The organism is Kitasatospora xanthocidica, assembly GCF_014656195.1.
Classification (GTDB): Bacteria; Actinomycetota; Actinomycetes; order Streptomycetales; family Streptomycetaceae; genus Kitasatospora; species Kitasatospora xanthocidica.
The window spans coordinates 36,802-62,386 of sequence record NZ_BNBY01000038.1 but is presented as its reverse complement, the minus strand read 5'-3'; the positions used below and the strand labels follow the sequence as shown (position 1 = coordinate 62,386).

The window sequence follows — 25,585 nt, the reverse complement described above, 5'->3', positions numbered from 1 at the left end:
AGCGCCGACCGTCGGCACCGGGCCGGAGCGCCCCGGAGGCGAGCGGGCGAATCCCCGCCCCGAGCCGAAGGGGCGCGCCGGTGCCGAAAGGGAGAAGCGAGGAGGCCCGAGGGACGAGGGCCTTGGAGCGCCGACCGTCGGCACCGGGTCGGAGCGCCCCGGAGGCGAGCGGGCGAATTACTGCAGGGCGGGCTCCGGCACCTCCGGCACCCTCCCGGGCACGACCGGGCGCCGGCTGCTCCAGCGCCGGGCCGCCAGCCGGGGCCAGATCACCAGGACGGCCGGCAGCGCCAGGTACCCGAACCGCCCGGCCGGGGCGAGCATGAAGGCGATCGCGAGCCCGACGGCCAGCAGGTCGGCCGCGGCGATCGCGGAGACCGGCGGCCGGGCCAGCAGCCAGATCGCCACCCCGACCAGGGCGACGGTCATCAGGGCCAGCGAGATGGCGTGCCCGGTCGGCCCGAAGCCGGCCAGCACCTTGCCGGGCAGCGGGCTGCCGGCCGGGGTGCGGATCGCGGTCATCCCGAGCGGGAAGCGCACCACCTGTTCGCGCAGCGCGTCCGCCTGGGTGAGCACGGACGGCAGGATCACCGCGACGCTCACCCCGGTCCCGATCAGCGCGGTCCGGGCGGCGGGCCGGCGGCCGTAGAGCCGCCACAGCAGCAGGACGGCGACCGGCAGCGCGGGCCAGGCCGTCCACTTCAGGGTGCAGGCGAGGGCGAGGACCAGTCCGGCGCCGACGGTGCGGTCCCGCTCGGCGAGCGCCATGGCGAGGCAGCAGACGCCGATCAGCGGCAGGTCCACCCCGCCGACGACGAGGGCGAGCGCTATCAGCGGCGAGGCGGTGAGGACGGCCAGCGGCAGCAGCGGCGCGCGGGGGCCGTCGCTGTCCGGGCGGGTGGGCCGCAGCAGCCGCCAGGCGGCCAGCAGGCAGACGAAGAAGGTCAGCGCGAACCAGATCCGGGCGTCCCCGGCGACCTTGGCGAAGGCGGTGGCGTCGCCGAGCAGCTGGCGCGGCAGTCCGAACAGGGCCATCGCCGGCAGGTACGGGTTGTAGTCGGTGACCACGACCGGGTGCGGCAGGTAGGCGTCACCGGTGGTGAGCAGCAGGTGGGCCGAGCGTTCGACCACCATGACCTCGGACTGGTGGCGGCCGTGCAGGGCGAGCAGTCCGAGCGGGACGAGGACGGCGCCGACGAGGGCGACCGCGGCGGCGGTGCGGGCCGCGTAGCGGCGCGGCAGGGTCAGGCAGAGCAGCCCGGCCAGGGCGTAGGCGGGGGCCGCGATGAGGCCCCACTGCTTCTGGTTGGGCAGGTCGGAGACGAGCGGGAAGGCGGCGGCCCAGCCGGCCGCGATCAGGCAGCCGAGGAGCTGTACGGTCCGCATCGAGGCGAGGGCGGCGGGATTCAGCCGATCGGGCGTGGGCGGAAAGGTGCTTTCGCCACGCTGGCGGGGGAACGGCCGGACCGAGAAGCCTCTCGGCGGTCGCCCGGGTCCGGACGAGGTCTCGGTCACGAAGGTCTGCGCCGGCGTTCTGCGGCGGCCGGTGAAGCGGCCGCGCGGGCGGGAGAAGCCGGGCGTGCGGGTGCTCACCATGGTGGAAGGTTATGGGTGCGGGCCCGGCCCTGTCGCCATGACGTCGGGCACTGGACGTGGGACGGCACGAAAAGGGCCGCCGGGTGTCCTGTCGGTCGGCGGCCCTTCACGTCCGGTTCGCTTTCGGGTCAGTCGGCGGTGCGGTCGGCCGGGACGGCCTCGGCCCCGGGTTCGGCCCGCTCCAGCCGGGAGTGCTTGATGCTGTAGCCGAAGTAGACGACCACGGCGACGGCGACGGCGATCGCGCCGGCCCGGAAGGTGTCGGCGTGCAGGCCGGTGATCAGGTAGACGCAGAAGCCGACGCTGACCAGCGGGACGACCGGGTAGCCGGGCACCTTGAAGCCGCGCGGCAGGTCGGGCTGGGTGCGGCGCAGGATGATCACGCCGATGGAGACCACCGAGAAGGCGATGAGCGTCCCGAGGCTGGTGATGTCGGCCAGGACGTTCAGCGGGATGAACGCGGCCAGCGCGCCCACGCCGAGGCCGACCACGATGGTGTTCCAGATCGGGGTGCCGGTGCGCGGGGAGAGCTCGGCGAAGCGCTTGGGCAGCATGCCGTCGCGGCCCATCGAGTACAGGATGCGGGTCTGGCCGTAGATCACCACGAGGGTGATGCTGAAGATCGACAGGATCGCGCCGATCGCGAAGACCATCGCGGGCCAGCTCTGGCCGGTGATGTCCTGGAGGATCTGGGCGAGGCCGGCCTCCTGGCCGTCGAACTTCTGCCAGGGCTGGGCGCCGATGCCGGCCAGGGCGACCAGGATGTAGAGCAGGGTCACCACGACCAGCGAGATGATGATCGCCATCGGCAGGGTGCGACGCGGGTTCTTGACCTCCTCACCGGCGGTGGACACGGCGTCCAGGCCGATGAAGGAGAAGAAGATGCTGGACGCGGCGACCTGCACGCCGCCGATGCCGAGCGGCATGAACGGGGTCAGGTTGCCGGAGTGGAAGCCGGTCAGCGCGACGCCGATGAACAGCACCAGGATGAGGATCTTGATCCCGACCATCGCCGCGTTGACCTTCACCGACTCGCTGACGCCGCGGATCAGCAGGAAGCAGACCATCGCGACCAGCAGCAGCGCCGGCAGGTTGAACCAGTGGGTGCTGTCCGGCGCGCCGGCGAGCTGCTCGGGGATCTTGACCCCGAAGGCCAGGTCGAGGAACTTGTTCAGGTACTCGGCCCAGCTGACCGCGATCGCGGAGGCGGAGACGCCGTACTCCATCAGCAGGCAGATGCCGACGCCGAAGGCCACGCCCTCGCCGAGGGTGGCGTACGCGTAGGAGTACGAGGAGCCGGAGACCGGGATCGCGGAGGCCATCTCGGCGTAGCAGAGCGCGGTGAGTCCCGCGGTGACCGCGGCGATCACGAACGACAGGATGACGGCCGGGCCCGCCGACGGCACCGCGGTGTTCAGCACGAAGAAGATGCCGGTGCCGATGGTGGCACCGATGCCGATCGAGGACAGCTGCCAGAGCCCGATGGAGCGGCGCAGGTGGATGCCGGAGCGGCCGCCCTCCTCGGGTGCGCCCGCCGGAAGGGCGTCGCGGCCCTCGCTCTCCGCGATCAGTGTCGAGACGGGCTTGCGTCGCAGCAGACGCGCACCGAGGGTGTTGCTGGCCAAAACGGCGGTCCTTCTGGGCAGGGGAGGGTGTCCTGGCGGCCGGTCACCCGCCGCGCCGCGGGGGCGACATCGGGGACCAACCGAACAAAGATGGGACAGTACCCGGCGAAAGCACCAGTGTCGCAAACGAACAGTCCGGGTACGCGCATTGTCCTAATCGGCGCATATGGCTGTACAAACCGGACACTTCGCAAACGGCGCATCTACCGTCGAGCGGATAAAGCGGCAGCTCAGCACGGTCGCGGGGGTCATCGGCGGAGCACCGCCCGCATCACCGAGCGGGCGATCGGCGCGGCCAGGGCGCCACCCGTGACGTCCGTGGCGTCACTGTCCGCGACCACCACGGCCACCGCCACCGGCGGCACCGCGTCCGAGCCGGCCGGTCCGGCCCAGGAGATGAACCAGGCGTACGGCGTCCCGGCGTTGTCCACCCCGTGCTGAGCCGTCCCGGTCTTGCCGCCGACCACGGCCCCGTCGATCCGGGCGTTGCCCCCGGTCCCGTTCTCCACCACGTCGGTCATCAGCTTCCGCACCCGGGCGGCCACCTCCGGGCTCATCGCCCGCCGGTACGCCGCCGGCTTCATCAGCCGCACCGCGGTGCCGTCGGACTTCGTCAGCTTGTCCACAAGCTGTGGACGCATGACCGTCCCGTCGTTGGCGACCCCGGCCGCGACCATCGCCATCACCAGCGGGGTGGCCGCCGTGTCGAACTGCCCGATCGAGGAGAGCGCCAGCTGCGACCCGTCCATCGCGGTGTCGATGTTCGACCGGGCCGCCCGCACCGGGACGTCCAGCTTCGGGTCGTTGAAGCCGAAGCCCTCCGCCATCGCCACCATCCGGTCCAGCCCGGTCCGCACCCCTAGGTAGCCGAGCACGCTGTTGCAGCTGGCGGTCATCGCGGCGGACAGCGACAGGCCGGGCCGGTCGCAGGCAGGGGTGTCGTTGACCAGCGGGGTGGTCGTCCCGGGCAGCACGTACGGGTAGGGCGCCCCGGTCGGCGCGTCCGGGTCGGTGACCACCCCGTTCGCGAGCGCGGCCGCGGCGGTGACCACCTTGAAGGTCGAGCCCGGCGGGTAGGTCTGGCGCAGCGCCCGGTTGAGCATCGGCTGGTCGGTGTCGGCCTGCAGCCGGTTCCAGGCCTCCTGGTCGGCGGCGGCGTGGCCGGCGAAGCCGCCCGGGTCGTAGGAGGGCGTGCTGGCCAGCGCCAGGATCCGCCCGGTGGCGGGCTCGATCGCGGCGACCGCGCCCTGCTGGCCGCCCAGCCCGCGCACGGCGGCCTCCTGGGCGGCGCGGTCCAGCGTGGTGTACACGTCCCCGCCCGGGCTCTGCCTGCGGGCCACCGCGTCCCAGAGCGCCCATCCGGCCAGCCGGCCGTCGGTGCCGGTCAGCAGGTCGTCCTCGGTGCCCTCCAGCTGGGAGTTGCCGTACGCCTGGGAGGCGAAGCCGGTGACGGCGGCGTAGGTCGGACCGTCGGTGTAGGTGCGCTTGTACGCGTACCGGCCGCCGGTGGGCTCGGAGCCGGTGATCCGCTCCGAGCCGACCAGGATGTCGCCGCGCGGCCGGGCGTACCGCTCGACGGTGAGCCGCTGGTTGGCGCTGTTGTGGTCGAGGTCGTCCGCCTGGAACACCTGCACCCGGGTGGCCTGGACGCACAGCGCGGCGACCAGCAGCAGGCAGAAGGTGCCCGCCCGGCGCCCGGTGACCGAGATGCCGGGCAGCCCCTGCGGGCCGTTGCCCCGCGGCCGGATCCGCGCCATCAGCCCTCCCCCTCCCCCGACGCAGACACGGGCCCAGGCCCAGGCGCAGGCCTGCGGGCGATGTCGCTCATCCGCACCAGCAGCGCGACGATGATCCAGTTGGTGACCACCGAGGAGCCGCCCAGGGCGATGAACGGCATGGTCATCCCGGTCAGCGGGATCAGCGCCAGCACCCCGCCCGCGACCACGAACACCTGCAGCCCGACGATCGAGGCCAGTCCGATCGCCAGCAGCCGCCCGAACGGGTCGCGCAGCGCGATGCCGGTCCGGAAGCCCCGGGAGACCAGCACCGCGTACAGCAGGAACACCGCGATCAGCCCGGTCAGGCCGAGCTCCTCGCCGATGGTGGCGAGGATGAAGTCCGACTTGGCGGCGAAGCCGATCAGCACCGAGTGCCCGTTGCCGAGGCCGGTGCCCAGCTCGCCGCCCCAGGCGAAGGCGAACAGCGACTGGGCGATCTGGTTGGCGCCCCGGCCCGCGGCGATCGAGCCCAGCGGGTCCAGCCAGTCCGCGACCCGGCTGTGCACGTGCGGCGACAGCCAGCCCACCGTCACCGCGCCGACCGCGGCCAGGCCGAGCCCGATCGCGATCCACCCGGTGCGGGCGGTGGCCACGTAGAGCATCACCACGAACAGGCCGAAGAAGAGCAGCGAGGTGCCGAGGTCGGTCTCCAGCACCAGGACGCCGACGAAGGCCGCCCAGATCAGCAGGACCGGCCCCAGCACCCGCCCGCGCGGCAGCTGCCAGCGCCACACCCGGCGGCCGGTGAGCGCCAGCGCGTCCCGGTGCACCGCCAGGTAGGCGGCGAAGAAGACCGCCAGCAGGATCTTGGCGAACTCGCCGGGCTGGAAGGAGAGCGGCCCGACCACGATCCAGATCCGGGAGCCGTACACCGGCGGGAAGAAGATCGGCAGCACCAGCAGGACCAGCGCCAGCAGGGCACCGGTGTGGGCGTAGCGCCGCAGCCGCCGGTGGTCGCGCACCAGCAGCACCACCGCGATGAACAGCGCCACGCCCAGGGCCGACCAGAGCAGCTGGGTGGAGGCCGCGCCGGGGCCCGGGGAGGCCCGGTCGAGCCGGTAGATCACCACCAGGCCGATCCCGTTCAGCAGCACCGCGATCGGCAGCGGCAGCGGGTCCGCGTACCGGGCCCGCCACCGGACGACGGCGTGCGCCGCGAGGGCGAGCACGCCGAGCGCGGCGCCGTACTCGGCCGCGTCGGGCGGGACCGTGCCGTCCAGGTCGACACCGACCTCGACGTAGCCGAACACGGCGGTCAGGACGGCGGCGAGCACCAGGACGAGCTCGGTGGTGCGCCTGGTCGGCACCGGCCGGCTCGGCCGGGCGGCGGAACTCGTCACGGCGGAGGGTGTCGCCACGGACCGTCCTGGGGGTCGCGGGGTTCGGACAGGCCTGCCGGGCCCACGCACCGGCGCCCGGGTTCGTCACCCTAACGAGCCGTCTGCACGTGTATCGGCTCTTCGCCCCGGTGTGTCCGCCATTGCCGGAATCACCCGGCCCGGCCGGCCCACTTCACCTCGCCACGCCTCCCCCCTGACGGCCCGCTCACTCCGGCCGGCGCCCGGCCAGCGCCGCGACGCCCGCGCAGCCCGCGGCCATCAGGACGACGGCCAGCAGCAGCTCCACCCACGGCACCGCGACCCGGCCGCTCCGGGCCGCTGCCACCAGCCCGCGCACCGCAGCATTGGCCGGTGAGGCGGGCACCACCAGCAGCAGCGCGGCCAGCGCCAGCGCCAGCGGGATCCCGTACGGCCCCCGGGTGAGCACCGGCCGGGAGGCCAGCGCCCCGGCCAGCACCCCCAGCAGCGCGCAGACCACCGAGGTCAGCAGCCCCGCCAGCAGCGCCGCCCCGACCGCCGGCCGCCCCGGCGCCCCCGGATCGGCCACCGCCCCGCTGGTCCACCACAGCGCCGCGACCTCGCCGACCGCCAGCACCAGGGAGACCGTCAGCGCCGCCAGCAGCGCGCCCAGGTGCACCCGGGCCGGGCCCGCCACCGCGACCAGGCAGGCCCGCGAGGCCGGCGGCTCCGCGGCCAGCGCCCCGCGCACGTACCAGGCGCTCACCGGCAGCAGCGCCCCCGCACCGAGGCCGAGGCTGCCCAGCAGCGGGTCGCCCGCCGTCACCCCGACCACCAGCAGCAGCACGTACGCCAGGAACGGCGGCAGCCAGGCGTGCGAGCGCAACAGCAGCTCCAGGTGGTACCGCGTCAGCGGCCCGGTCCGACCCGTCACCGCTCCTCCTCCCGCCGACGCACCGCCAGCACCCGTACGGCCGGGCGGCCCAGCAGCAGCCGGCGCAGCAGCGCGTCCGAGTGCGCGGCCGCAACGGCCAGCCGGACCTCCGTCCCGGCCAGCCGGGTGCGCTCCGGCGCGCCGGGCAGCCGGTCCGGCAGCGGGGCGCCGTCCGGGACGTCCACCTCGATCTCCATCACCGGGCCGGCCCCGGCGGGCGGCGCCGCCCCCTCCTCGGCGGACCGCAGCCCGCCGTCCGCGCCGACCAGGTACGCCGCGCCGGTCAGCCCGGCCAGCCGGGCCGGGTCGTGGTCGACGAACAGCACCGTGCCGCCCGCCGCCGCCCGTTCGGCGGCCGCCTCGTCCAGCACCGCCCTGGCCTCCGGGTCCAGCCCGGTCCAGGCCTCGTCGAGCACCAGCACCCGGGCCTCGGCGAGCAGCGCCTGGGCGACCGCGACCTTCTGGCAGGTGCCCTTGGAGAGTCGGCTCAGCGGGGTGCCCGCCCGGTCCGCGACGCCGAACCGGTCCAGCCACTCCCCCGCCCGCCGCCGGGCCCGCTCCGCCGACAGCCCGTGCACCCGGCCCACCCGCAGCAGGTACGAGGCCGCGTCGAACGGCAGCGCCGGCGGGAAGCGTTCGGGCACGTACGCCGCCGGCCCGGGCCGCACCACCCGGCCCGCGCTGGGCCGCTCGATCCCGGCGACCAGTCGCAGCAGCGTCGACTTGCCGCTCCCGTTCGGCCCGGCGATCCGCACCAACTCCCCGGGCCCGACGGCCAGATCGACCCCGCGCAGGATCCACCGCCCGCCGCGCCCGTACCGCTTGCCGACCGCTGCCAGCTCCATCGCGCCCCCGCTTCCGCCCATCGGTACGCAAGGAGGCTATCCACGCCGGGTAAGGCCCGCGTGAGCCCGGACTCGGCTCCCGCACGCCGGAGTTCACGCCGGGGCTGGTCGGTGCACGATCCGGACTCGTTTCGCCACGGCGAACTGATGATCCCCGGGCGTGTCTTGTGGGTCTCGTCGGATCAGGACGCGGCGTCAGGGTGCGTGCATCGCAAGGCGGAGGAGGGAGTCCATGCGGAGCATCGGCGACTGACGACAACGCGGCGAGGTGCGTGCCCTGGCGTCGCGGACCCGGCGAAGACCCGCAAGACACGCCCTAGGATCGGCCGGGTGACTACCGGACGACGACCACAGACCAGGCTCGGCAGCCTGCTGGCCGCAGTGGCGATAACGGGCGCCTCGCTGCTCCTCGGCCTGCCCGCCCACGCCGACGAACCATCAGCCGGCGCCCCCGCCCCCAAGGAGGCCCCCCGGGTCGACCTCGTCCTGGACGTCAGCGGCTCCATGACCGCCACGGACATCCAGGGCAAGAGCCGCATCTCGGTGGCGCAGCAGTCGCTGAACGAGGTGATCGACGCCCTGCCCGCGGAGACCGAGTTCGGCATCCGCACCCTCGGCGCGAACTACCCCGGCAACGACAAGGTCCAGGGCTGCCAGGACACCAAGCAGCTGTTCCCGGTCGGCAAGACCAACAAGGTCGAGGCCAAGACCGCCGTCGCCACCCTGCGGCCCACCGGCTGGACCCCGATCGGCCTGGCCCTGCGCGGCGCCGCCCAGGACCTCGGCAAGGGCGAGACCACCCGCCGCGTGGTGCTGATCACCGACGGCGAGGACACCTGCACCCCGCCCGACCCCTGTGACGTGGCCCGCGAGCTCGCCTCCCAGGGCATCCACCTGGTGGTCGACACCCTCGGTCTGGCCCACGACGACAAGACCCGTCAGCAGCTGCTCTGCATCGCCAACGCGACCGGCGGCACCTACACCGACGTCCGCACCCAGGAGCAGCTCACCGACAAGGTGAAGCAGCTGGTCGACCGCTCCAACGACACCTACACGGTGACCCCGGTCAAGACCGCCGGCACCGACAAGTGCGAGAACGCCCCGGTGCTCGCCCCGGGCGTCTACACCGACCGCGAGAAGTTCTCCGAGCACCGCGTCTACAAGGTCCCGGTCAAGTCCGGCCAGGAGCTGCGCGCCTCGGTCAGCGTCGCCCTCGACCGCCCGGTCGCCCGGGACTACGGCGTGCTGCTGCAGGCCACCAGCGCGACCGGCCAGGAGCTGGTCCGCGGCACCGACGCCGGCGGCGGGCGCACCGACGTGATCTCCACCGGTCTGCGCTGGTCCACCGAGGCCTCCAAGGGCTACGTCACGGCGAGCCCGAGCTCGGCGTCGGACTCGTCCACGTCGAAGGAGAAGCCGCAGACCACCGTCTGCCTGGTCGTCAGCAACTCGCTGGCCCCGCAGGCCGGCGTCCAGGCCGACCCCGGCCTGCCGCTGGAGCTGACCGTGGACCTGGCCTCCTCCTCGCCCGCCCCCGAGGGCGCCGCGATGGGCCTGGGCCGCGGCTGGATCCTGCTGCTCACCCTCACCCTGGCCGGCCTGGTCTGCGGCCTGCTGTTCGGCTGGATCGCACGGTGGCGGATCGCCGTCTGGCGGGAGAACTGACCATGCGTACGACGATTCGCGGCGCCCTCGCCGCCCTCGCCCTGCTGCCCGCCCTCGCCCTGGGCGCCCCGGCGGCCTCGGCCGCGCCGTCCCCCTCGCCCACCGCGAGCGGCACCCCGGCCCCGGCCACCAAGGCCGGCACGTCCTTCCTGACCGCGGTCAACCTCTCCCCCGGTCAGGACGCCAACGTCGCCGCCTCCACCGGCGACTACCTGTACTGGGCGTTCGGCGCCTCCGAGGGCCAGACCCCGACGGTCAAGCTGTCCGTCAACCTGGCCCCCGGGACCGACCGGCACGGCCCGCAGACCTGGTCCGTCGAGGTCTTCGACGGGCTGCGCCGCCGCCAGTCCTGCACCGCCGGCACCCAGAACGCCACCGGTGACCAGAACACCACCGCGCTGACGCTCGACTGCACCCTGCGCGAGGTCCGCACCTGGGCCGAGCCGTGGTCCGGTGACCCGCTGCCCGGCACCTACTACGTGCGGCTCTCGGTGTCGGACGTCCCGCAGCCGGACCTCGGTCTGGCCACGGCCGTCCAGCTGCACGTCGCCGCCAAGGGCGGCTCCGACAACGCCCAGCCGGAGGGCGGGGAGCTGAAGGCCCCGCTGGTCCCGCCGGCCGGCGGCGGCGCGAGCACCGCCAAGGCGGCCGCCCCGGTGGCGGAGGAGGAGCACTGGTACACCGGCTGGTTCTCCGGCTGGAACAGCCGCTGGTACTGGACGATCGGCGGCGGCTTCCTGGCCGCGCTGGCGGGCGTCCTGGGCTACAACCTGACCCGGCACCCGCACGGCCGGCGGCCCGGCCACCACGGCTCCGTCCCGCACCAGGGCACGCACCAGAGCGGCTCCTACGCCGACCGCCCCTGACCCGCAGACCCGCGGACCCGCGGACCGCACCGCCCGAGGGCCGGCCGGAGGACTCCTCCGACCGGCCCTCGGCCGTTCCCCGGCGCCACCGTCGTCAAGGCCGCCGGGCGTCAGCCGCGGAACAGGTCGTGCCCCACGTCCGACGGGACCACGTCCTGGACGGGCTTGCTGCCCGGCCCCGGCACGTGCTCCCCGGGGACGGGCTCGCCGCCCTCCCGGTGCAGCAGCACCACGCCGTCCTCGGCCCACAGCTGCCGGTACCCGTGCTCCAGCAGCAGCGCGATCCGCGCCGCCTGCTCGGTGTCCGCGGCGAACGGGAAGGAGCGCTTGTTCGACCGGGTGAGCACGTACTCGCGCCCGCGCGGCGTGCCGTCCACCAGCACCACGTCGGTGCGGGCGGTCAGCCGCGGCGCGATCTGGTTGTCCGCCTCCACCGAGGCCCCGTCCGGGATCAGCGCGGCCGCCCGCACCAGCGCGGCCTCGCTCGTCTTGGGCGTCCAGGCGGACGGCACCGCCAGCTGCACCAGCCCCATCGGCACGGCGGCCGCCAGCGCGATGCCGGCCGCGCCGAGCCCCAGCAGCCGCGCCCGCCGGACGGTCCGCGCGGGCCGCCCGGCGGCGCTCAGCCGGCCGAGCACCTCGACGGCGGCGGTGAGCAGGATCGGCCAGAGCAGCGAGTCGTAGTGCCGGGCGACCGACCAGTGGTTGGGGTTGCTGGACAGGATCCGCTCGGCCAGCAGCGGCACCGCGCACAGCACGGTGGCCGAGCGCAGCGGCAGCAGCAACGCCGTGCCGAACAGCCAGAGCAGCAGCAGCGGCTTGAGCGGCTGGTCGAGGGCGGCCTGCACCAGCAGGAACGGGTCGTGCAGCAGGTTGCGCAGCGCGTCGCCGCCGTCCGTGCCGAGCGAGCCGTAGTTCCAGTAGTAGCCCGGCTCCCCGCCCATCGCCGGGATCAGCCACTTGATGGCCACCACCGAGGCGACCGGCCCGCCCAGCAGCAGGCCGAGGCCGGTGCGGCGGCCCGCCCGGTCCCCGGTCCGCCGGGTGCGCAGCAGCAGCACCAGCCCGTACGCCCCGACCATCAGGCCGAGGTCCTCCTTGGTGCAGCACAGCAGGACGGCGGCGAGCAGCACCGTGCCGTACCGGCGGGCCAGGCCGCGCTCCAGCATCAGCAGGGTCAGCGGCACCGCGAAGGCCACCTCGTGGAATCCGACCCGGGCGGCGACCAGCAGCGGCCAGCCGAGCGCGTGCACCAGGCCGGCCAGGTCGGCGGCCCGGCGGGCGGTGCGGGGCTCGGCGGCGGCGAAGCAGTGCGCGGTGATCCGCCGCACCAGCGGCACGCCGGCCGCGAAGAGCAGCGACTGCCCGATGATCAGCGAGCGCGGGTCGTCCCAGATCCAGTACAGCGGCGCGAGCAGCGCCAGGACCGGTGAGAAGTGGTCGCCCAGCAGCGAGAAGCCGGGCGGGAACTCGTGGTGGTAGCTCTTCAGCGAGGAGACCGGCAGCCCGAAGTGGGCGTAGCCGCGCACGCCCTGGTCGAAGATGCCGAGGTCGAAGCCGCCGAGCGACACCGATGTCCAGCCCTGCAGGCCGATGGCGCACGTCACCGCGAAGCAGAGCGCGGTGAGCAGCGCGGTGCGCCGGGCCGGGCCGCGCAGGAGGGCCGTGAGGGCGCCGCGGGCGGCGGGCGCGGCGGCGGCCGGCGACGGGGGTGCGGTCTGGGTGGTCACGTCAGCTCTGATCCGTCCGGTCTGGGTCCGTCGGGGCGGGTGCGCCGGGCGGGTGCGCCGGGGCGGGTGCGCCGGGGCCGGTCCGTCAGGTCCGGTTCGTCAGCGCGGGGTCGCGGTCCAGGTTGGCTGTCAGGAGCGCCCGGGCCCCGCCGCCGGTCGCGTCCACGGCCTGCCGCCGGGCGCGGTACAGCCGCACGCCCAGGACGACCAGGACGGCGATGCCCATCGGCGGGTAGAGGGCGCCGGGCAGCTGCCAGTACCAGTCGACCCCGCGCCCCCACCGGTGCGGCACCGCCCACATCACGTGGGAGAGGAAGACCACCAGCGTCACGCCGAGCAGGATCCGCCGGGCCCTGGTGCGGGCCTCGACCACCAGCAGGGCGATGAGCGGGACGCACCAGACCCAGTGGTGGGTCCAGCTGATCGGCGAGACCAGCAGCGCGGTGAACGCGGCGCAGACCCCGCCCCAGGCGTCGGCCCGGCGCAGCACCCGCGCCGAGCGCCCGGCCAGCACCGCCACCCCGAGCCCGAAGGCGCCGACCAGCGCGGAGGCGGCCAGCCCGACCAGGCCCGGGTCGTTGACGTCCAGCAGCCGGCAGACGGCGCCGCGCAGCGACTGGTTGTCCACCAGGACGGTCACGCCGACCCGGCTCGGGTCCCACAGGTACTTCGTCCAGAAGCCGACCGAGGCGTCGGGCAGCAGTGCCCAGCCGACCAGCCCGGCGGCCAGGAAGGTGCCGGCCGAGACCAGCGCGGCCCGGACCCTCCCGGTCAGGAACAGGTAGACCGCGAACAGGCCCGGGGTGATCTTGATGGCGGTGGCCAGGCCGATGCCCACGCCCTTGAACCGGTGGCGGTCCGGGCGGGTCAGGTCCCACAGGACCAGGCAGAGGATGCCGAGGTTGACCTGGCCGTACTGGAAGGTGGTGAAGACCGGTTCCAGCCAGACGCCCAGGCCGGTCGCCAGGATCACCACGGCCGGACGGTGCTGCTTCGACCACCCGGCCAGCTTCAGCGACAGGTGCACGGCGGCGGCGAGCAGCGCGTAGTTGAGGAGCATCACCAGGACGCGCAGGACGGGCACGTCGAACCAGGTGCTCGGCACGAACAGCATCGCGGCGAACGGCGGGTAGGTGGCCGGCAGGTCCCAGCCGGGCAGCCGCATCGCGTACAGGTCCTCGCCCCGGACGACGGCCTGGCCCTCGGCCCGGTAGACCAGCATGTCGACCATGGTGGCGTTGTGGGTGTGCCGGAAGAAGGCGAACACCGCCAGTGACACCGCCGCGACGCAGGCCGCCGGGAGGGTCCAGGAATTCGATCGTCCGGCCGCCGGTTCGTCGCCGGGCTCTTCCGGGCCCGACTGCCGCGCCCACCGTGTCAGACCGAACTCGCGCACCGCGATGGCACCCCGTTGAGATAGACCAGATCGTTCCGTCGTCAGCGTCTGGGCCCAACCACCATAACCGACCCCCCTGAGCCCCAAACCGCGTCAGAAACCACCCCCGGCCGGGCGTTGTGATCTCGGCCACAAAGCCCCTCGGGACCGCCTCCCGACCCCTTCGGGCCGACCCGGCACCACAAAACGCGAAATCCCGCCGGGAGTTGCCTCCCGGCGGGATTCGGTGGACCGGCCTGAGCCGTTCCGTTGGGTGGAGCTGAGGGGATTCGAACCCCTGACCCCCTCGATGCGAACGAGGTGCGCTACCGGACTGCGCCACAGCCCCAACGAGAAGAAACTCTAGCACCTTTCGGAGGGGGTCCGTGACCACCCCCCGGGACGCGGCCCTGGTCGGGGGTGGCCCCGGCCCGGGGACGGGCCCCGGATCACTCGTTGGCCGCGCGGGGCCGGGGCTCGGAGGCCTGCGGCTCGGCGTACTGGTCGAAGAGCGGGGTGTTGCGGGACTCGGCGGGGCGGCCCGCGGTCCAGGTGCCGGGGGCCGACAGGTCGAGGCCGCGGGAGACCCGGGGGGCGACCGGAGCGGTGACGTAGGTCGGCAGCGGGACGGGCACCGGCTCCCAGGAGTCCGGGCCGGCCGCACCGCGCTCGCGCATGCCGTCGACCCACTCCTCGTGCTCGGTCGCCTCGGCCACCGCGGAGGCGGAGGGCACCGAGACGGTGGCCTCCTCCGGGTCGACGGCCAGCCGCAGGTGCGGGCGGCGCCCGGCCCGCTGCCCGGCGGGGGCGGCCGGGGCCGGCTCCGCCGCGACGGGCGGCTCGGCCGGGGCGGCGGCCGCCGGGGCCTCGGCCCGCTGCCGCTCGCGCTTGCGCAGCCGCTCGGCCGCCTGGGCGGCCCGGACGCGGTCGAGCTTCACCTCGAAGCGCTGGCGCTCCAGCTTGCGCAGGTGGCCGATGTACAGGGTGAGGAGGACCGCGGGGACGGCCGGGACCCAGAGGAAGGCCAGTCCGGCCACCGCCGCGACCACCGCGCCGAGCGCGAAGGAGAGGAAGAGGGCGGTGACCATCCGGCGCCGGCGGGCCAGCAGCCGCGCCCGGCGCTCGGCCCCGGCCTGCGGCGCCGGGGCGGGCCGTTCGGCCGGGCGCTCCACCGGGGGTTCGGGCTCCCGCGCCACGGGGTCGCCGGAGTCGGCCCCGTCCCGTTCGGGAGGGCCGTCGTCGCCGTGCTCGTCGTCACGCGCTTCGTCGCCCAGGGCCCGGGCCGCCCGTCGCTCCATCGCCGAACGCCCGGCCAGCAGGCGGATGGCGGTGCTGAAGCGTTCCGTCGGGCGCGCCTCGTTGAGTTCGTCCTGCCTGCGGAGCCACATCGGCACCAGATAGGCGGCCCAGGCCCCTACGATGACCGCGTAGATAAGGCCGCTACTGCTCACGATTCACACCGTACGGGCGCCGGGGAAGGCCTGGCAGCAATTTGGCGCGGCGTGTCGTGTGATCAAGCTGATTCTCCGACTATTTTGCCGGTATTTGTGACGGTCCGCCACCGGGCCGATGCCATATCGATATTTCTTTCGAACATATATTCAATTACCCGGTTCGCGGCCGGAACTGAGGTCCCGCCAGCGCTCCAGCATCCCCTCCGGGACCTCCTCGTCGGTCAGCGCGTAGACGAGGTGGTCACGCCAGTCCCCGTCGATGTGGAGATAGCGCGGGCGGATTCCCTCCGAGCGGAAGCCGAGCTTTTCCACCACCCGGCGGCTCGGGCCGTTCTCCGGACGGATGCAGACCTCGATCCGGTGCAGACCGAGACCCCGGAAGCAGTGGTGCACCGAAAGCGCCACCGCGGTCGGGATGATGCCCCGGCCGGCCACCGCCTCGTCGACCCAGTAACCGATGTTCGCCGAACACATCGACCCCCAGGTGATCCCGCCGACGGTCAACTGGCCCACCAGTTGGCCCTTGTAGAGCACCACGAAGGGCAGCATCCGGCCCGCCGAGGCCTCGCTCCGCAGGAAGCGGACCATCTGCCGGTACGTCGGCCGGGGCCCGGCCGCCTGCCCCGCCGGGCCGGGCGGCACGGTGGCCTCCCACCGCCGCAGCCAGTCCCGGTTGCGGCGGCTCACCTCCTGCCACTCACGCTGGTCGCGGGCCCGGATCGGGCGCAGCACGACCTCCCCCTCCTGGAGCTCTACCGGCCAGCCGGCGTTCAGTGCGTTCTCCCGGGTGCTGGAGCCCCGGGGGCCGAGGCGTCGGGCCGGGGGTGGTCCCCGCCGCCGAGCTGGTCGACGGCGTGGGCGAGCAGCGGCTCCAGGACGGCCAGGCCGTCCTTGACGCCACCGGTCGAACCCGGCAGGTTGACGATCAGGGTACGTCCGGCCAGCCCCGCCAGCCCGCGGGAGAGCGCCGAGGTCGGCACCTTCTCGCGGCTGTACGCACGGATGGCCTCGGCGATGCCGGGGACCTGCCGGTCGATCACCCTGGCGGTCATCTCCGGGGTGAGGTCCATCGGCGAGATGCCGGTACCGCCGGTGGTCAGCACGACGTCGTAGCCGGCCGCGACCGCCTCGCGCAGCGCGGCCTCCACCGGCTCACCGTCCGGGACGACCCGGGGGCCGTCCGCGGTGAAGCCCATCGCGGTCAGACCGGCCACCAGCAGCGGGCCGCCCTTGTCCTCGTAGACCCCGGCCGAGGCCCGGTTGGAGACCGTGACCGCCAGCGCCCTCATGCTCCGGCCTCCGGCGCTCACTCCGCCACCTCCGGCGCGAACCAGTCGCCGCTCTTGCCGCCGGTCTTGCTGAGCACCCGGACGGACTCGATCGCGGCGCCCTTGTCGACCGCCTTGACCATGTCGATCACGGTCAGCCCGGCCACCGCGACGGCGGTCAGCGCCTCCATCTCGACGCCGGTGCGGTCGGCGGTCCGCACGGTGGCGGTGATCTCCACCGCGTCGTCCGTGACGGCCAGGTCGACCTTGACCCCGGAGACGGCGATCGGGTGACAGAGCGGGACGAGGTCCGGGGTCTTCTTGGCGCCCATGATCCCGGCGATCCGGGCCACCGCGAGGGCGTCGCCCTTGGGCACGCCCTCGCCGCGCAGCAGCTCGACCACCTTCGGGGAGACCCTCACCCGCCCGGCCGCGACGGCGGTGCGCGCGGTGGTGGCCTTCTCGGAGACGTCGACCATCCGGGCCGCGCCCTGGTCGTCGACGTGGGTCAGGCGGTCGCCGGGGGGAGGTGTCGTCACGGGTAACTCCAGGGGCGCGCAGGTCGAAGTACCGCGCTACCGTACAGCGCTGGGACACGCCCGCTCGCCTCCGGGCGCCCTGAGCCCGTGTCGACGGCCGGGTGCGGTCAGGAGTCCAGCAGTACGACGTCCACCTCGCTGCCGGCGGGCAGTTCGGTGACGTCCTCCGGGACGGTGATCAGGCAGTCGGCCCTGGCCAGCGCGCCGACCAGGTGGGACCCGGCGCCGCCGACCGGCTCGACCGTGCCGTCCGCCGCCGAGTGGCGGCCGCGCAGGAACTGCCGGCGGCCGGCCGGGGAGCGCAGCGCCACCGGGCAGAGCGCGCGGACGACCGGGCGGTGCACGTCGGGGGCGCCGAGCATGGTGCGGATGACCGGGCGGACGAAGAGCTCGAAGGAGATGTAGGCGCTCACCGGGTTGCCGGGCAGGGCGAGCAGCGGCACTCCGGCCTCGCCGCCGATCCGGCCGAAGCCCTGCGGCTTGCCGGGCTGCATCCGCAGCTTCCGGAAGTCCACGCCGCCGTAGCTCTCGAAGACCTCCTTGACCACGTCGTACGCGCCGACGCTGACCCCGCCGCTGGTGACGATCAGGTCGGCCCGGCCGAGCTGGTCCTCCAGGACGGCGCGCAGCCGGTCGGCGTCGTCGGGGACGGCGCCGACCCGGTAGGCGATGGCTCCGGCCTCCTGGGCGGCGGCGGTGAGGGTGAAGCTGTTGGAGTCGGCGATCTGCCCGGGGCCGACCGGCTCGCCGGGCTGGACCAGTTCGCTGCCGGTGGAGAGCACCACGACCCGCGGGCGCGGGCGGACCTTCACGGTGGCCCGGCCGATGGCGGCGAGCAGGCCGAGCTGGGTGGGGCCGAGGCGGGTGCCGGCGTCCAGGACCTTGGTGCCGGCCGCGACGTCGCTGCCGCGGCGGCGGATGTGCGCGCCCTCGGCGACCGGGCGCAGGACGCGGACCTCCTCGTCCGGGACGGGCGCGGTCATCGCGGCGGCGGCCACTCCGGTGCCGGTGCCGCCGTCGGTCCACTCGACCGGGGCGACGGCGGTGGCGCCGGGCGGGAGCGGGGCGCCGGTCATGATCCGGGCGGCCTGGCCGGGGCCGACCTTGGGCAGTTCGCCCGCGCCGGCGGCGATGTCGCCGACCACGGGGAGCACCGAGGGGTAGGCGTCGGTGGCGCCCTCGGTGTCGGCGGTGCGGACCGCGTAGCCGTCCATCGAGCTGTTGTCGAAGGGCGGCAGGTCGCCGTCGGCGACCACGTCCTCGTCGAGGCGGCAGCCCTGGGCGTCGAGCAGCTGGAGCTCGATCGCGGGCAGCGGGCCGACGGCGGCCAGCACGTCGGCGAGGTGTTCGTCGACGGTCCAGAGGCGGGGGGCCGCCGGTGCCGGGTCCGTTCCGGCGTCGCAGCAGGCTGCGGGCGTGGTGCTGTGCTCGGTGGACCCGGTCATCGGCGGCTCGCTCTCTGTCGTGTCAGTCCTGCATCTCGGAGCCGACGAACTCCCGCAGCCAGGAGCGGAACTCCGGGCCCAGGTCATCGCGCTCGGCGGCCAGACGGACGATAGCGCGCAGGTAGTCGGCGCGGTCGCCGGTGTCGTAGCGGCGGCCCTTGAAGAGCACGCCGTGCACCTGGCCGCCGTCCGCCGACTCGCGGGTGGTGAGCTCGCGCAGGGCGTCGGTGAGCTGGATCTCGCCGCCGCGGCCGGGCGGGGTCTCGCGCAGCACGTCGAAGACCAGCGGGTCGAGGACGTAGCGGCCGATGACGGCGTAGTTCGAGGGGGCCTCGCCGGGCTCGGGCTTCTCGACCAGGTCGGTCACCTGGAAGACGTCCTCACCGAAGCCGTTCGCCTTGACGGCGGCGCAGCCGTAGAGGTGGATCTGGGCGGGGTCGACCTCCATGAGGGCGACGACCGAGCCGCCGAGCTCCTGCTGCACCTCGATCATCCGGGAGAGCAGCGGGTCGCGCGGGTCGATCAGGTCGTCGCCGAGGAGGACGGCGAAGGGCTGGCCGGCGACGTGCTGCTCGGCGACCGAGACGGCGTGGCCGAGGCCCTTCGGGTCGCCCTGGCGGACGTAGTGCATGTTGGCCAGCTCGACGGACTCCCGGACCCGGGCGAGGCGCTGCTCGTCGCCCTTGCGGGCCAGCAGCTCCTCCAGCTCGTAGGCGCGGTCGAAGTGGTCCTCCAGGGCGCGCTTGTTGCGGCCGGTGACCATCAGTATGTCGGACAGGCCCGCGGCGGAGGCCTCCTCGACGACGTACTGGATGGCCGGCTTGTCGACGACCGGCAGCATCTCCTTCGGGGTGGCCTTGGTCGCCGGGAGGAAGCGGGTGCCCAGTCCGGCCGCGGGTACCACGGCCTTGGTTACCGGAACTCGGGGGTTGGTCGTCGTCATGCGTTTACCTTACTCAGGCACGTTTTCGCCGGGCCGAGCGCGGTCGGACGGCTAGGACAGCACGTCTCGGGGCACGGCCACACTGGCTGGCGTATGGGAAGGGACCGGCTGGGCGAGGGGGTCCCCTCCGGCACAGGCCGACAGACTACCCGGCTTTCCCGAACGGTCACGTTCGGCAGCCGGACCGTGCTCCGGGCCGGAAGTGACCGGTACCGGGAGCCCGGCGGCGGGCCGTTCGGAGGGTCGGTCCGCCGGTCGGTGCACGGGTCGGTCCCCGGGGCGCGGCGAGACCCGCCAGCAGTCGCCGCCGGCCGCCCGGGCCTCGGCGAGCGCCGTGTCGGCGGCGCGCAGCAGGACGGCGGCGTGGGTGCCGTCCTCGGGCAGGACGGCGACCCCGGCGGCGGCGGTGAGCCCGTTGCCGTGCGCCGGGCGGGCCTCGCGCGGTCCGGAGGACCAGTCGAGCAGCAGGTGGCGGCGGACCGACCAGACCAGTCGCTCGGCGACCTGCGCGGCGCCCTCGGCGCCGGTGTCGGGCAGCACCACCAGGAACTCCTCGCCGCTGTAGCGGCCGAGGGTGTCGGCCCGGCGGATCTCCATCGCGAGGCGCTGGGCGAGGTCGCGCAGTATCGCGTTGGCCCGGCCGCGGCCGTGCTCGGCGATGACCGCCTCGAAGCCGGTGATCGCCAGCATCAGCACGGCGAGCGGGCGGGGGCCCTCGCCCTGGTCGGTGTGCTCGGCGCGGCGGGCCCGTTCGATCTCCCGGTCCAGGGTGAGCTGCAGGTGGCGGTAGTTCCACACGCCGGTGAGCGGGTCGCAGGAGGCGGTGCGCTCCAGTTCGGCGCAGCGGTCCTCCAGTTCGGCGATCCGCTCGCGCTGCCGCTCCGCCCCGGCGGCGGCGCGGGCCGCGTCCCGCCGTACCCGCAGTCCGAGGACAGTGGCGCCGGCCAGTGCGGGGACGCTCAGCCCGGCCAGGGCCTGGACCAGCAGCGGGGTGGACAATCGGGGCGCCCTTTCGCGTGGCAGGCTCTGCGCGTCGACGGTCTGGAGACGTGGAGGATCCGATGCACAACGAGAAGAGCGACCTGAGGACACGGCTGTTGACGGAGCGGCGCGGACTGTCCGCCGAGGAGCGCGCGGAGGCGGCGCTCGCGCTGGCCGGGCACGCCTGGGAGCTGGCCGCGCGGGGCGCCACCGTGGCCGCGTACGTCTCGGTGGGGGCGGAGCCCGGGACGAGGCCGCTGCTGGACGCGCTGCGCGAGGAGGGGGTGCGGGTGCTCCTGCCGGTGCTGCTTCCCGACAACGACCTGGACTGGGCCGAGTACGCCGGGCCAGAGGGCCTCGCCCCGGCCGGACGCGGGCTGCTGGAGCCGGTCGGGCCGCGGCTCGGGCCCGAGGCGGTGACGGAGGCCGCGGTGGTGCTGCTGCCGGGCCTGGCGGTGGACCGCGGCGGGCTGCGGCTGGGCCGGGGCGGCGGCAGCTACGACCGGGTGCTGGCCCGGCTGGACCGGGCGGGCGTGCGGCCGGTGCTGGCGGTGCTGCTGTACGAGCACGAGCTGCTGGAGCGGGTGCCGGCCGAGCCGCACGACCTGCCGGTGGACCTGGCGGTCACGCCCTCAGGGGTGCGGACGCTGGGCTGACCCGGGAACGGCGGCGGCCCCGCCCCCTCGCGCAGGGGAACGGGGCCGCCGGGGGCCGTTCGGGCCTCAGCCCCGGTGGGCGTCAGCCGGTGGGCGTCAGCCGGTGGTGAGCACCAGCTTGTGCTTGGTGGCCTTCTCGACCGCGTCCGGGCCGAAGGCCCAGGTGAGCAGCTTGCCCTTGAGCCAGAGGTCGGTCTGGTCGTTGTAGTTGTCGTGGAAGGCGTGGCCGGAGGCGCCGCCGACGTTGACCCAGCGCGAGGAGTCGAGGTCGTTGAGGTCGACCACCATGCGCATCGACGGGATCCAGTCCACCTGGTAGCCGGCCGCCGCGTTCCAGCCGGCCGCGTCGACCGCCGCCGAGCCGCCGGAGAGCCGGTACGGGCCGCGGTTGAGCAGCTTGTGGAGCACGGGCGAGGCGATCGAGGAGTCGTCGGTGCCGAGCGTCTGCTCCTTCAGCTCCAGCTTGTGCAGGCGGCCCCAGCTCCAGGTGGAGATGTCCTTGCTGAGCAGCGAGGTCAGCTCCTGGCGGGCGTTCTTCATCGCTTCCTTGAGCAGGTTGTCCAGGCCCTTCTGGACGTTGTGCTGGGAGTCGATGTAGGTCCACCACGAGCTGTCGGGCTTCTCCAGCTGCTGACGCACGACCTCGGTCCAGCGGTCACCGCCGTCCGGCTGGGCCTTGCCCGGGTCGCGGGTGCCGCACTCGGTGACGATCTTGGTGGTGCTGTCCGGCTTGGTCGGGTCGTCCTGCTGGCGGACCAGCAGGCAGTTGTCCTTGGCGCGGACGTCGGCCGGGAACTTCTGGCCGAAGGCGAGGGTGAGCAGCTGGCGCCAGACGCCGTTGTAGTAGGCCGCGGCGGCCGAGTCGGCGTCCTGGTGGTAGTTCCAGTCCTTCAGCAGGTCCTGGGCCTCGCGCACGTACGGGTCGTCGATCTGCTGCTTGAGCAGCAGCGGCACCAGCGTCTTGGCCATCACGTTGGTGTTGTCCAGCTGCAGGGTCTGCATGTCGTCCGGCGAGATCTTGCCGTTGTTCTTGAGCAGGCCGTCGAGCTGGTCGGTGATCTCCTTGGCGCGGGTGCCGTACTCCCAGTCCTTGGTCAGGCTGTACTTGTAGCTCTGGTCCACCACGGCCTGGTTGGCGGTGACGATGTAGCCGGAGGAGGGGTTGAGGCTCCACGGCAGCGCGCTGAAGGGGATCGGGTCCTTCCACTGGTACGCCGAGTCCCAGCCCAGCGCGGGGTAGGTGCCGTCGCCCTTGCCGCGGACCGGGATGGTGCCCGGGGCCTGGTAGCCGATGTTCTTGGCGTCGGCGTAGATCAGGTTCTGGGCGGGGACGGCGAAGTCCTTCGCGGCGGCGCGGAACTCGTCCCAGTTCTTGGCCTTGTCCAGCGCGAAGACGGCGTCCATCGTCTTGCCGGGGCTGAGCGCCGTCCACTGCAGGGCGACGCCGTAGCCGCTGGTGCCGCGGTCGGGGGCGGAGGTGCCGTTGGGGGCGTACTTGCCGACGTTCTGCTGCTCGGTCCGCTGGTCGGAGATGAGCGGGGCGCCGGTCTGGGTGGTGCGGACGGTGATGGTGCGGTCGTCCCCGCCGGCGACCTTGATGGTCTCCTTGCGGAGGTCGAACCTCACGTCCTTGCCGTCGACCTGGTAGGTCTCCGGGCCGGTGACCTTCTCCAGGACGAGGTCGGTCACGTCGGCGCCGAGGTTGGTGAAACCCCAGGCGATGTCCTTGTTGTGGCCGATCACCACGCCGGGCATGCCCGCGAAGGTGAAGCCGGAGACGTCGAACTGGCAGGCCGGGGAGGCGGTCCGGCAGTGCAGGCCCATCTGGTACCAGACCGAGGGCAGGCCGGGGCCGAGGTGCGGGTCGTTGGCCAGCAGCGGCTTGCCGGTGGTGGTGTGGGACCCGGCGACCACCCAGGAGTTGGAACCGATGCCCTGGCCGGGGCGGCCGAGCAGCTGCGGCATCCCGTCGATCCGGTCGGTGAGGCCCTGCAGCAGCGCCTTGGTGGTGGCCGCGCCCTGGGTGGTGGCGGTGCCGTTGCCCGGCTGCGGGGAGCCGTCGGCGGGACGGTAGGTGTCGCCGTTCACGGTGCCGGTCTTCACGATCGTGCCGTTGCGGGCGTACGGGTAGTCCGGGTACAGCTCGGCGATCTTGTCCGGGGTGAAGTCCTGGGCCAGCAGCGAGCGGTCGATCTCCTCCTGGAGGTTCCCGGAGAGGTTCCAGGCCATCGCCTTGAGCCAGGCCACCGAGTCGACCGGGGTCCACTGCTCGGGCTTGTAGCCGCTGTTGACGACGCCGAGCAGGGCGTACTCCAGCGAGGCCTGGGCGCCGCCGGGGTGCTCGGCGAGCCAGGCGTTCACGCCGTCCGCGTAGGACTGGAGGTACTTCTTGGTCTCCGGCGACAGCTTGGTGTCGTACTCCTTCTGCGCCACCTGCCGCCAGCCCATGGTGCGGATGAAGGTGTCGGTGTCGACCTGGCCGTCGCCGAACATCTCGGAGAGCCGGCCGGCGGTGATGTGCCGCCGGACGTCCATCTCCCAGAAACGGTCCTGCGCCTGGACGTAGCCCTGGGCGCGGAACAGGTCCTCGGAGGTGTCGGCGTACAGCTGCGGGATGCCGTTGGCGTCCCGCTTCACGTCGACCGGCGCGCTCAGGCCCGCGACCTTGACGCTGCCGTCCACTTCCGGGAAGGAGGCGCGGACCGCGGAGACCCCGCGGTAGCCGCCGTAGCCGACGCCGGCCACCATCAGCACGACCAGCACGATCACGAACAGACGGGCGCGCCGGAACTTCTTCGAGCGGGGCATCTGGGTCCTTGCGGTCCTGACTTCGGGGCGGGCGGGGCGTGTCCAGGGCCTGCGGCCGTGGCAGGGCACCACATTAGGCCGAGTCGGCCGGGCACTGTGAACGGGGGACCAAGCTAAAGATATGGCAAAATGTTAGACTGAGTAACGATCCGTAAGAGGAGCATTGACGCCTTCTTAACGGGCCACCCCCTTTGCACCGCCAGACACCCCGCCCGCCCATGCCTGCCCGAGGTGCCCCTGCGTGAACGTCGCCCATCTGAACCAGCTGCTCCTCGAAGCGTCCGTGATCCTGCTCTTCGCGGTGGTCGCCGTCCGGATCTCCACCCGGTCAGGGCTGCCCAGCCTGCTGATCTACCTGGGGATCGGCGTGGCGCTGGGCCAGAACGGGATCGGCCTCACGTTCAACAACGCCGAACTCACCCAGGTGATCGGCTACGCGGCGCTCGTGGTGATCCTGGCCGAGGGCGGCCTCAAGACCAGCTGGCGCGAGATCAAGCCGGTGATGCCGGCCGCCACCGTGCTCGCCACCCTCGGCGTCGGCATCAGCGTGTTCGCCACCGCGGCCGGCGCGCACTGGCTGGTCGGCCTGGACTGGCGCACCAGCCTGCTGCTCGGCGCCATCGTCTCCTCGACGGACGCGGCCGCCGTCTTCTCCGTCCTGCGGATGGTCCCGCTGCCGCACCGGCTCACCGGCCTGCTGGAGGCCGAGTCCGGCTTCAACGACGCGCCCGTGGTCATCCTGGTCGTCGCCTTCGCCACCACCGGGGAGCTGGACCCCTGGTACGTCCTGATCGGCACGATCCTCGCCGAGCTGGCGATCGGCGCCGCGATCGGCTTCGCCGTCGGCAAGCTCGGCGCCTTCGGGCTCAAGCACGTCGCGCTGCCCTCCTCGGGCCTCTACCCGATCGCCGTGATGGCGCTCACCGTGCTCGCCTACGCGGGCGGCGCGCTGCTGCACGGCTCCGGCTTCCTCGCCGTCTACATCTGCGCGGTGATCCTCGGGAACTCCAAGCTGCCGCACGGACCGGCCGTCCGCGGCTTCGCCGACGGGCTCGCCTGGATCGGGCAGATCGGCATGTTCGTGCTGCTCGGCCTGCTCTGCACGCCCGCGACCATGGGCTCCGCGGTGGTGCCCGCGCTGGTCATAGGCGCGGTGCTGGTCTTCCTGGCCCGACCGCTCTCGGTGGTCGCCTCGCTGACCCCGTTCAAGGTGCCGGCCCGTGAACAGGCGCTGCTGAGCTGGGCCGGGCTGCGCGGGGCGGTGCCCATCGTGCTGGCCACCATCCCGGTGGTGTCCGGGGCGCACCGGGCCGAGGACGTGTTCAACATCGTCTTCATCCTCGTCGTCGTCTTCACCCTGCTCCAGGGGCCGACCCTGCCCTGGGTGGCCAAGCGGCTGCGGATCGGCGAGGGCTCGATGGGCCAGGACCTCGGCATCGAGTCCGCCCCGCTGGAGAAGCTGCACGGGCACCTGCTGTCGGTCGCGCTCTCCCCCGCCTCCCGGATGTCCGGCGTGGAGATCGGCGAGCTGCGGCTGCCCAAGGGCGCGGCGGTCACCCTGATCGTGCGCGAGGGGAACTCCTTCGTGCCGGACAAGGCGACGGTGCTGCGCGGCGGGGACGAGCTGCTGGTGGTCACCACGGACGAGGTCGGCGAGGCCGCGGAGCGGCGGCTGCGGGCCGTGGACAAGGGCGGCAAGCTCGCCGGGTGGCTCAACGGGCGGTGACGGGCGACCCGGCCGAGCGGGGTGGGCCGGCCCGGCCGAGCGGGGTGGGCCGG

At 73.7% G+C, this 25,585-nt stretch carries 20 protein-coding genes and 1 tRNA gene; 4 read left to right on the top strand and 17 right to left on the bottom strand.

From position 1 onward, the window contains the following. Window positions 1-177 precede the first annotated feature (177 nt). The 6 genes from IE332_RS36585 to IE332_RS36560 all read right to left on the bottom strand — a co-directional run bounded on the left by IE332_RS36585 (window position 178) and on the right by IE332_RS36560 (window position 8,076). Entirely contained in the window at window positions 178-1,386 is a 1,209-nt protein-coding gene (locus tag IE332_RS36585; RefSeq protein ID WP_229929199.1) for a glycosyltransferase family 87 protein, read from the bottom strand. A gap of 338 nt (window positions 1,387-1,724) precedes the next feature. After that, complete coding sequence (locus IE332_RS36580; RefSeq protein ID WP_189925255.1) at window positions 1,725-3,221, bottom strand: amino acid permease; 1,497 nt, start codon at window positions 3,219-3,221, stop codon at window positions 1,725-1,727. A gap of 248 nt (window positions 3,222-3,469) precedes the next feature. Beyond that, complete coding sequence (locus IE332_RS36575; protein WP_189925253.1) at window positions 3,470-4,978, bottom strand: penicillin-binding transpeptidase domain-containing protein; 1,509 nt, start codon at window positions 4,976-4,978, stop codon at window positions 3,470-3,472. Next, the gene (locus IE332_RS36570; RefSeq protein ID WP_189925251.1) at window positions 4,978-6,357 is read right to left on the bottom strand and encodes an FtsW/RodA/SpoVE family cell cycle protein; all 1,380 of its coding nucleotides are present in this window, start codon (window positions 6,355-6,357) and stop codon (window positions 4,978-4,980) included. Before IE332_RS36570 ends, IE332_RS36575 begins: the two co-directional genes overlap by 1 nt. Before the next feature lie 187 nt (window positions 6,358-6,544). Next, window positions 6,545-7,231, bottom strand: a complete 687-nt coding sequence (locus IE332_RS36565) for an ABC transporter (protein WP_229929198.1) — start codon at window positions 7,229-7,231, stop codon at window positions 6,545-6,547. Next, window positions 7,228-8,076, bottom strand: coding sequence for an ATP-binding cassette domain-containing protein (locus IE332_RS36560; protein ID WP_189925249.1), 849 nt, complete (start codon window positions 8,074-8,076; stop codon window positions 7,228-7,230). The genes IE332_RS36565 and IE332_RS36560 overlap by 4 nt, the downstream gene beginning before the upstream one ends. A 330-nt stretch (window positions 8,077-8,406) precedes the next feature. Here IE332_RS36560 and IE332_RS36555 point away from each other — a divergent pair, with 330 nt between their 5' ends. After that, on the top strand, window positions 8,407-9,741 hold the full coding sequence (locus IE332_RS36555) for a VWA domain-containing protein (protein ID WP_229929197.1): 1,335 nt from the start codon (window positions 8,407-8,409) through the stop codon (window positions 9,739-9,741). A gap of 2 nt (window positions 9,742-9,743) precedes the next feature. After that, on the top strand, window positions 9,744-10,607 hold the full coding sequence (locus IE332_RS36550) for a peptidase (RefSeq protein WP_229929196.1): 864 nt from the start codon (window positions 9,744-9,746) through the stop codon (window positions 10,605-10,607). A 110-nt stretch (window positions 10,608-10,717) separates the two neighbouring features. Here IE332_RS36550 and IE332_RS36545 read toward each other — a convergent pair whose 3' ends face one another. The 10 genes from IE332_RS36545 to IE332_RS36500 all read right to left on the bottom strand — a co-directional run bounded on the left by IE332_RS36545 (window position 10,718) and on the right by IE332_RS36500 (window position 20,360). Next, the gene (locus tag IE332_RS36545) at window positions 10,718-12,337 is read right to left on the bottom strand and encodes a DUF2079 domain-containing protein (protein WP_229929195.1); all 1,620 of its coding nucleotides are present in this window, start codon (window positions 12,335-12,337) and stop codon (window positions 10,718-10,720) included. An 85-nt stretch (window positions 12,338-12,422) separates the two neighbouring features. Then, window positions 12,423-13,616 (bottom strand): glycosyltransferase 87 family protein, encoded by a 1,194-nt coding sequence (locus IE332_RS36540; protein WP_189925247.1) that lies wholly within the window; start codon window positions 13,614-13,616, stop codon window positions 12,423-12,425. A 371-nt stretch (window positions 13,617-13,987) separates the two neighbouring features. Further along, window positions 13,988-14,061 (bottom strand) — tRNA-Ala (locus IE332_RS36535). A 100-nt stretch (window positions 14,062-14,161) separates the two neighbouring features. Then, on the bottom strand, window positions 14,162-15,163 hold the full coding sequence (gene sepX, locus IE332_RS36530; protein WP_189925245.1) for a divisome protein SepX/GlpR: 1,002 nt from the start codon (window positions 15,161-15,163) through the stop codon (window positions 14,162-14,164). A 150-nt stretch (window positions 15,164-15,313) separates the two neighbouring features. Next, window positions 15,314-15,940 (bottom strand): GNAT family N-acetyltransferase, encoded by a 627-nt coding sequence (locus tag IE332_RS36525; RefSeq protein WP_189925262.1) that lies wholly within the window; start codon window positions 15,938-15,940, stop codon window positions 15,314-15,316. Beyond that, the gene (locus IE332_RS36520; RefSeq protein WP_189925243.1) at window positions 15,937-16,455 is read right to left on the bottom strand and encodes a MogA/MoaB family molybdenum cofactor biosynthesis protein; all 519 of its coding nucleotides are present in this window, start codon (window positions 16,453-16,455) and stop codon (window positions 15,937-15,939) included. Before IE332_RS36520 ends, IE332_RS36525 begins: the two co-directional genes overlap by 4 nt. Before the next feature lie 17 nt (window positions 16,456-16,472). Next, complete coding sequence (gene moaC, locus IE332_RS36515; RefSeq protein WP_229929201.1) at window positions 16,473-16,913, bottom strand: cyclic pyranopterin monophosphate synthase MoaC; 441 nt, start codon at window positions 16,911-16,913, stop codon at window positions 16,473-16,475. 167 nt (window positions 16,914-17,080) lie between these two features. Further along, window positions 17,081-18,418, bottom strand: a complete 1,338-nt coding sequence (glp, locus tag IE332_RS36510) for a molybdotransferase-like divisome protein Glp (RefSeq protein ID WP_189925238.1) — start codon at window positions 18,416-18,418, stop codon at window positions 17,081-17,083. A 22-nt stretch (window positions 18,419-18,440) separates the two neighbouring features. Next, the gene (gene galU / locus IE332_RS36505) at window positions 18,441-19,361 is read right to left on the bottom strand and encodes a UTP--glucose-1-phosphate uridylyltransferase GalU (RefSeq protein ID WP_189925236.1); all 921 of its coding nucleotides are present in this window, start codon (window positions 19,359-19,361) and stop codon (window positions 18,441-18,443) included. Window positions 19,362-19,412: 51 nt separating this feature from the next. Beyond that, complete coding sequence (locus IE332_RS36500; protein ID WP_189925234.1) at window positions 19,413-20,360, bottom strand: GGDEF domain-containing protein; 948 nt, start codon at window positions 20,358-20,360, stop codon at window positions 19,413-19,415. 62 nt (window positions 20,361-20,422) lie between these two features. Here IE332_RS36500 and IE332_RS36495 point away from each other — a divergent pair, with 62 nt between their 5' ends. Continuing rightward, window positions 20,423-20,998 (top strand): 5-formyltetrahydrofolate cyclo-ligase, encoded by a 576-nt coding sequence (locus IE332_RS36495; protein ID WP_189925226.1) that lies wholly within the window; start codon window positions 20,423-20,425, stop codon window positions 20,996-20,998. 96 nt (window positions 20,999-21,094) lie between these two features. On the opposite strand, the gene IE332_RS36490 is transcribed toward IE332_RS36495, so the two are convergent. Further along, complete coding sequence (locus IE332_RS36490; protein WP_189925224.1) at window positions 21,095-23,806, bottom strand: penicillin acylase family protein; 2,712 nt, start codon at window positions 23,804-23,806, stop codon at window positions 21,095-21,097. A gap of 241 nt (window positions 23,807-24,047) precedes the next feature. On the opposite strand from IE332_RS36490, the gene IE332_RS36485 reads away from it, so the two are divergent. Beyond that, window positions 24,048-25,532, top strand: a complete 1,485-nt coding sequence (locus tag IE332_RS36485; protein ID WP_189925222.1) for a potassium/proton antiporter — start codon at window positions 24,048-24,050, stop codon at window positions 25,530-25,532. Window positions 25,533-25,585 lie beyond the last annotated feature (53 nt).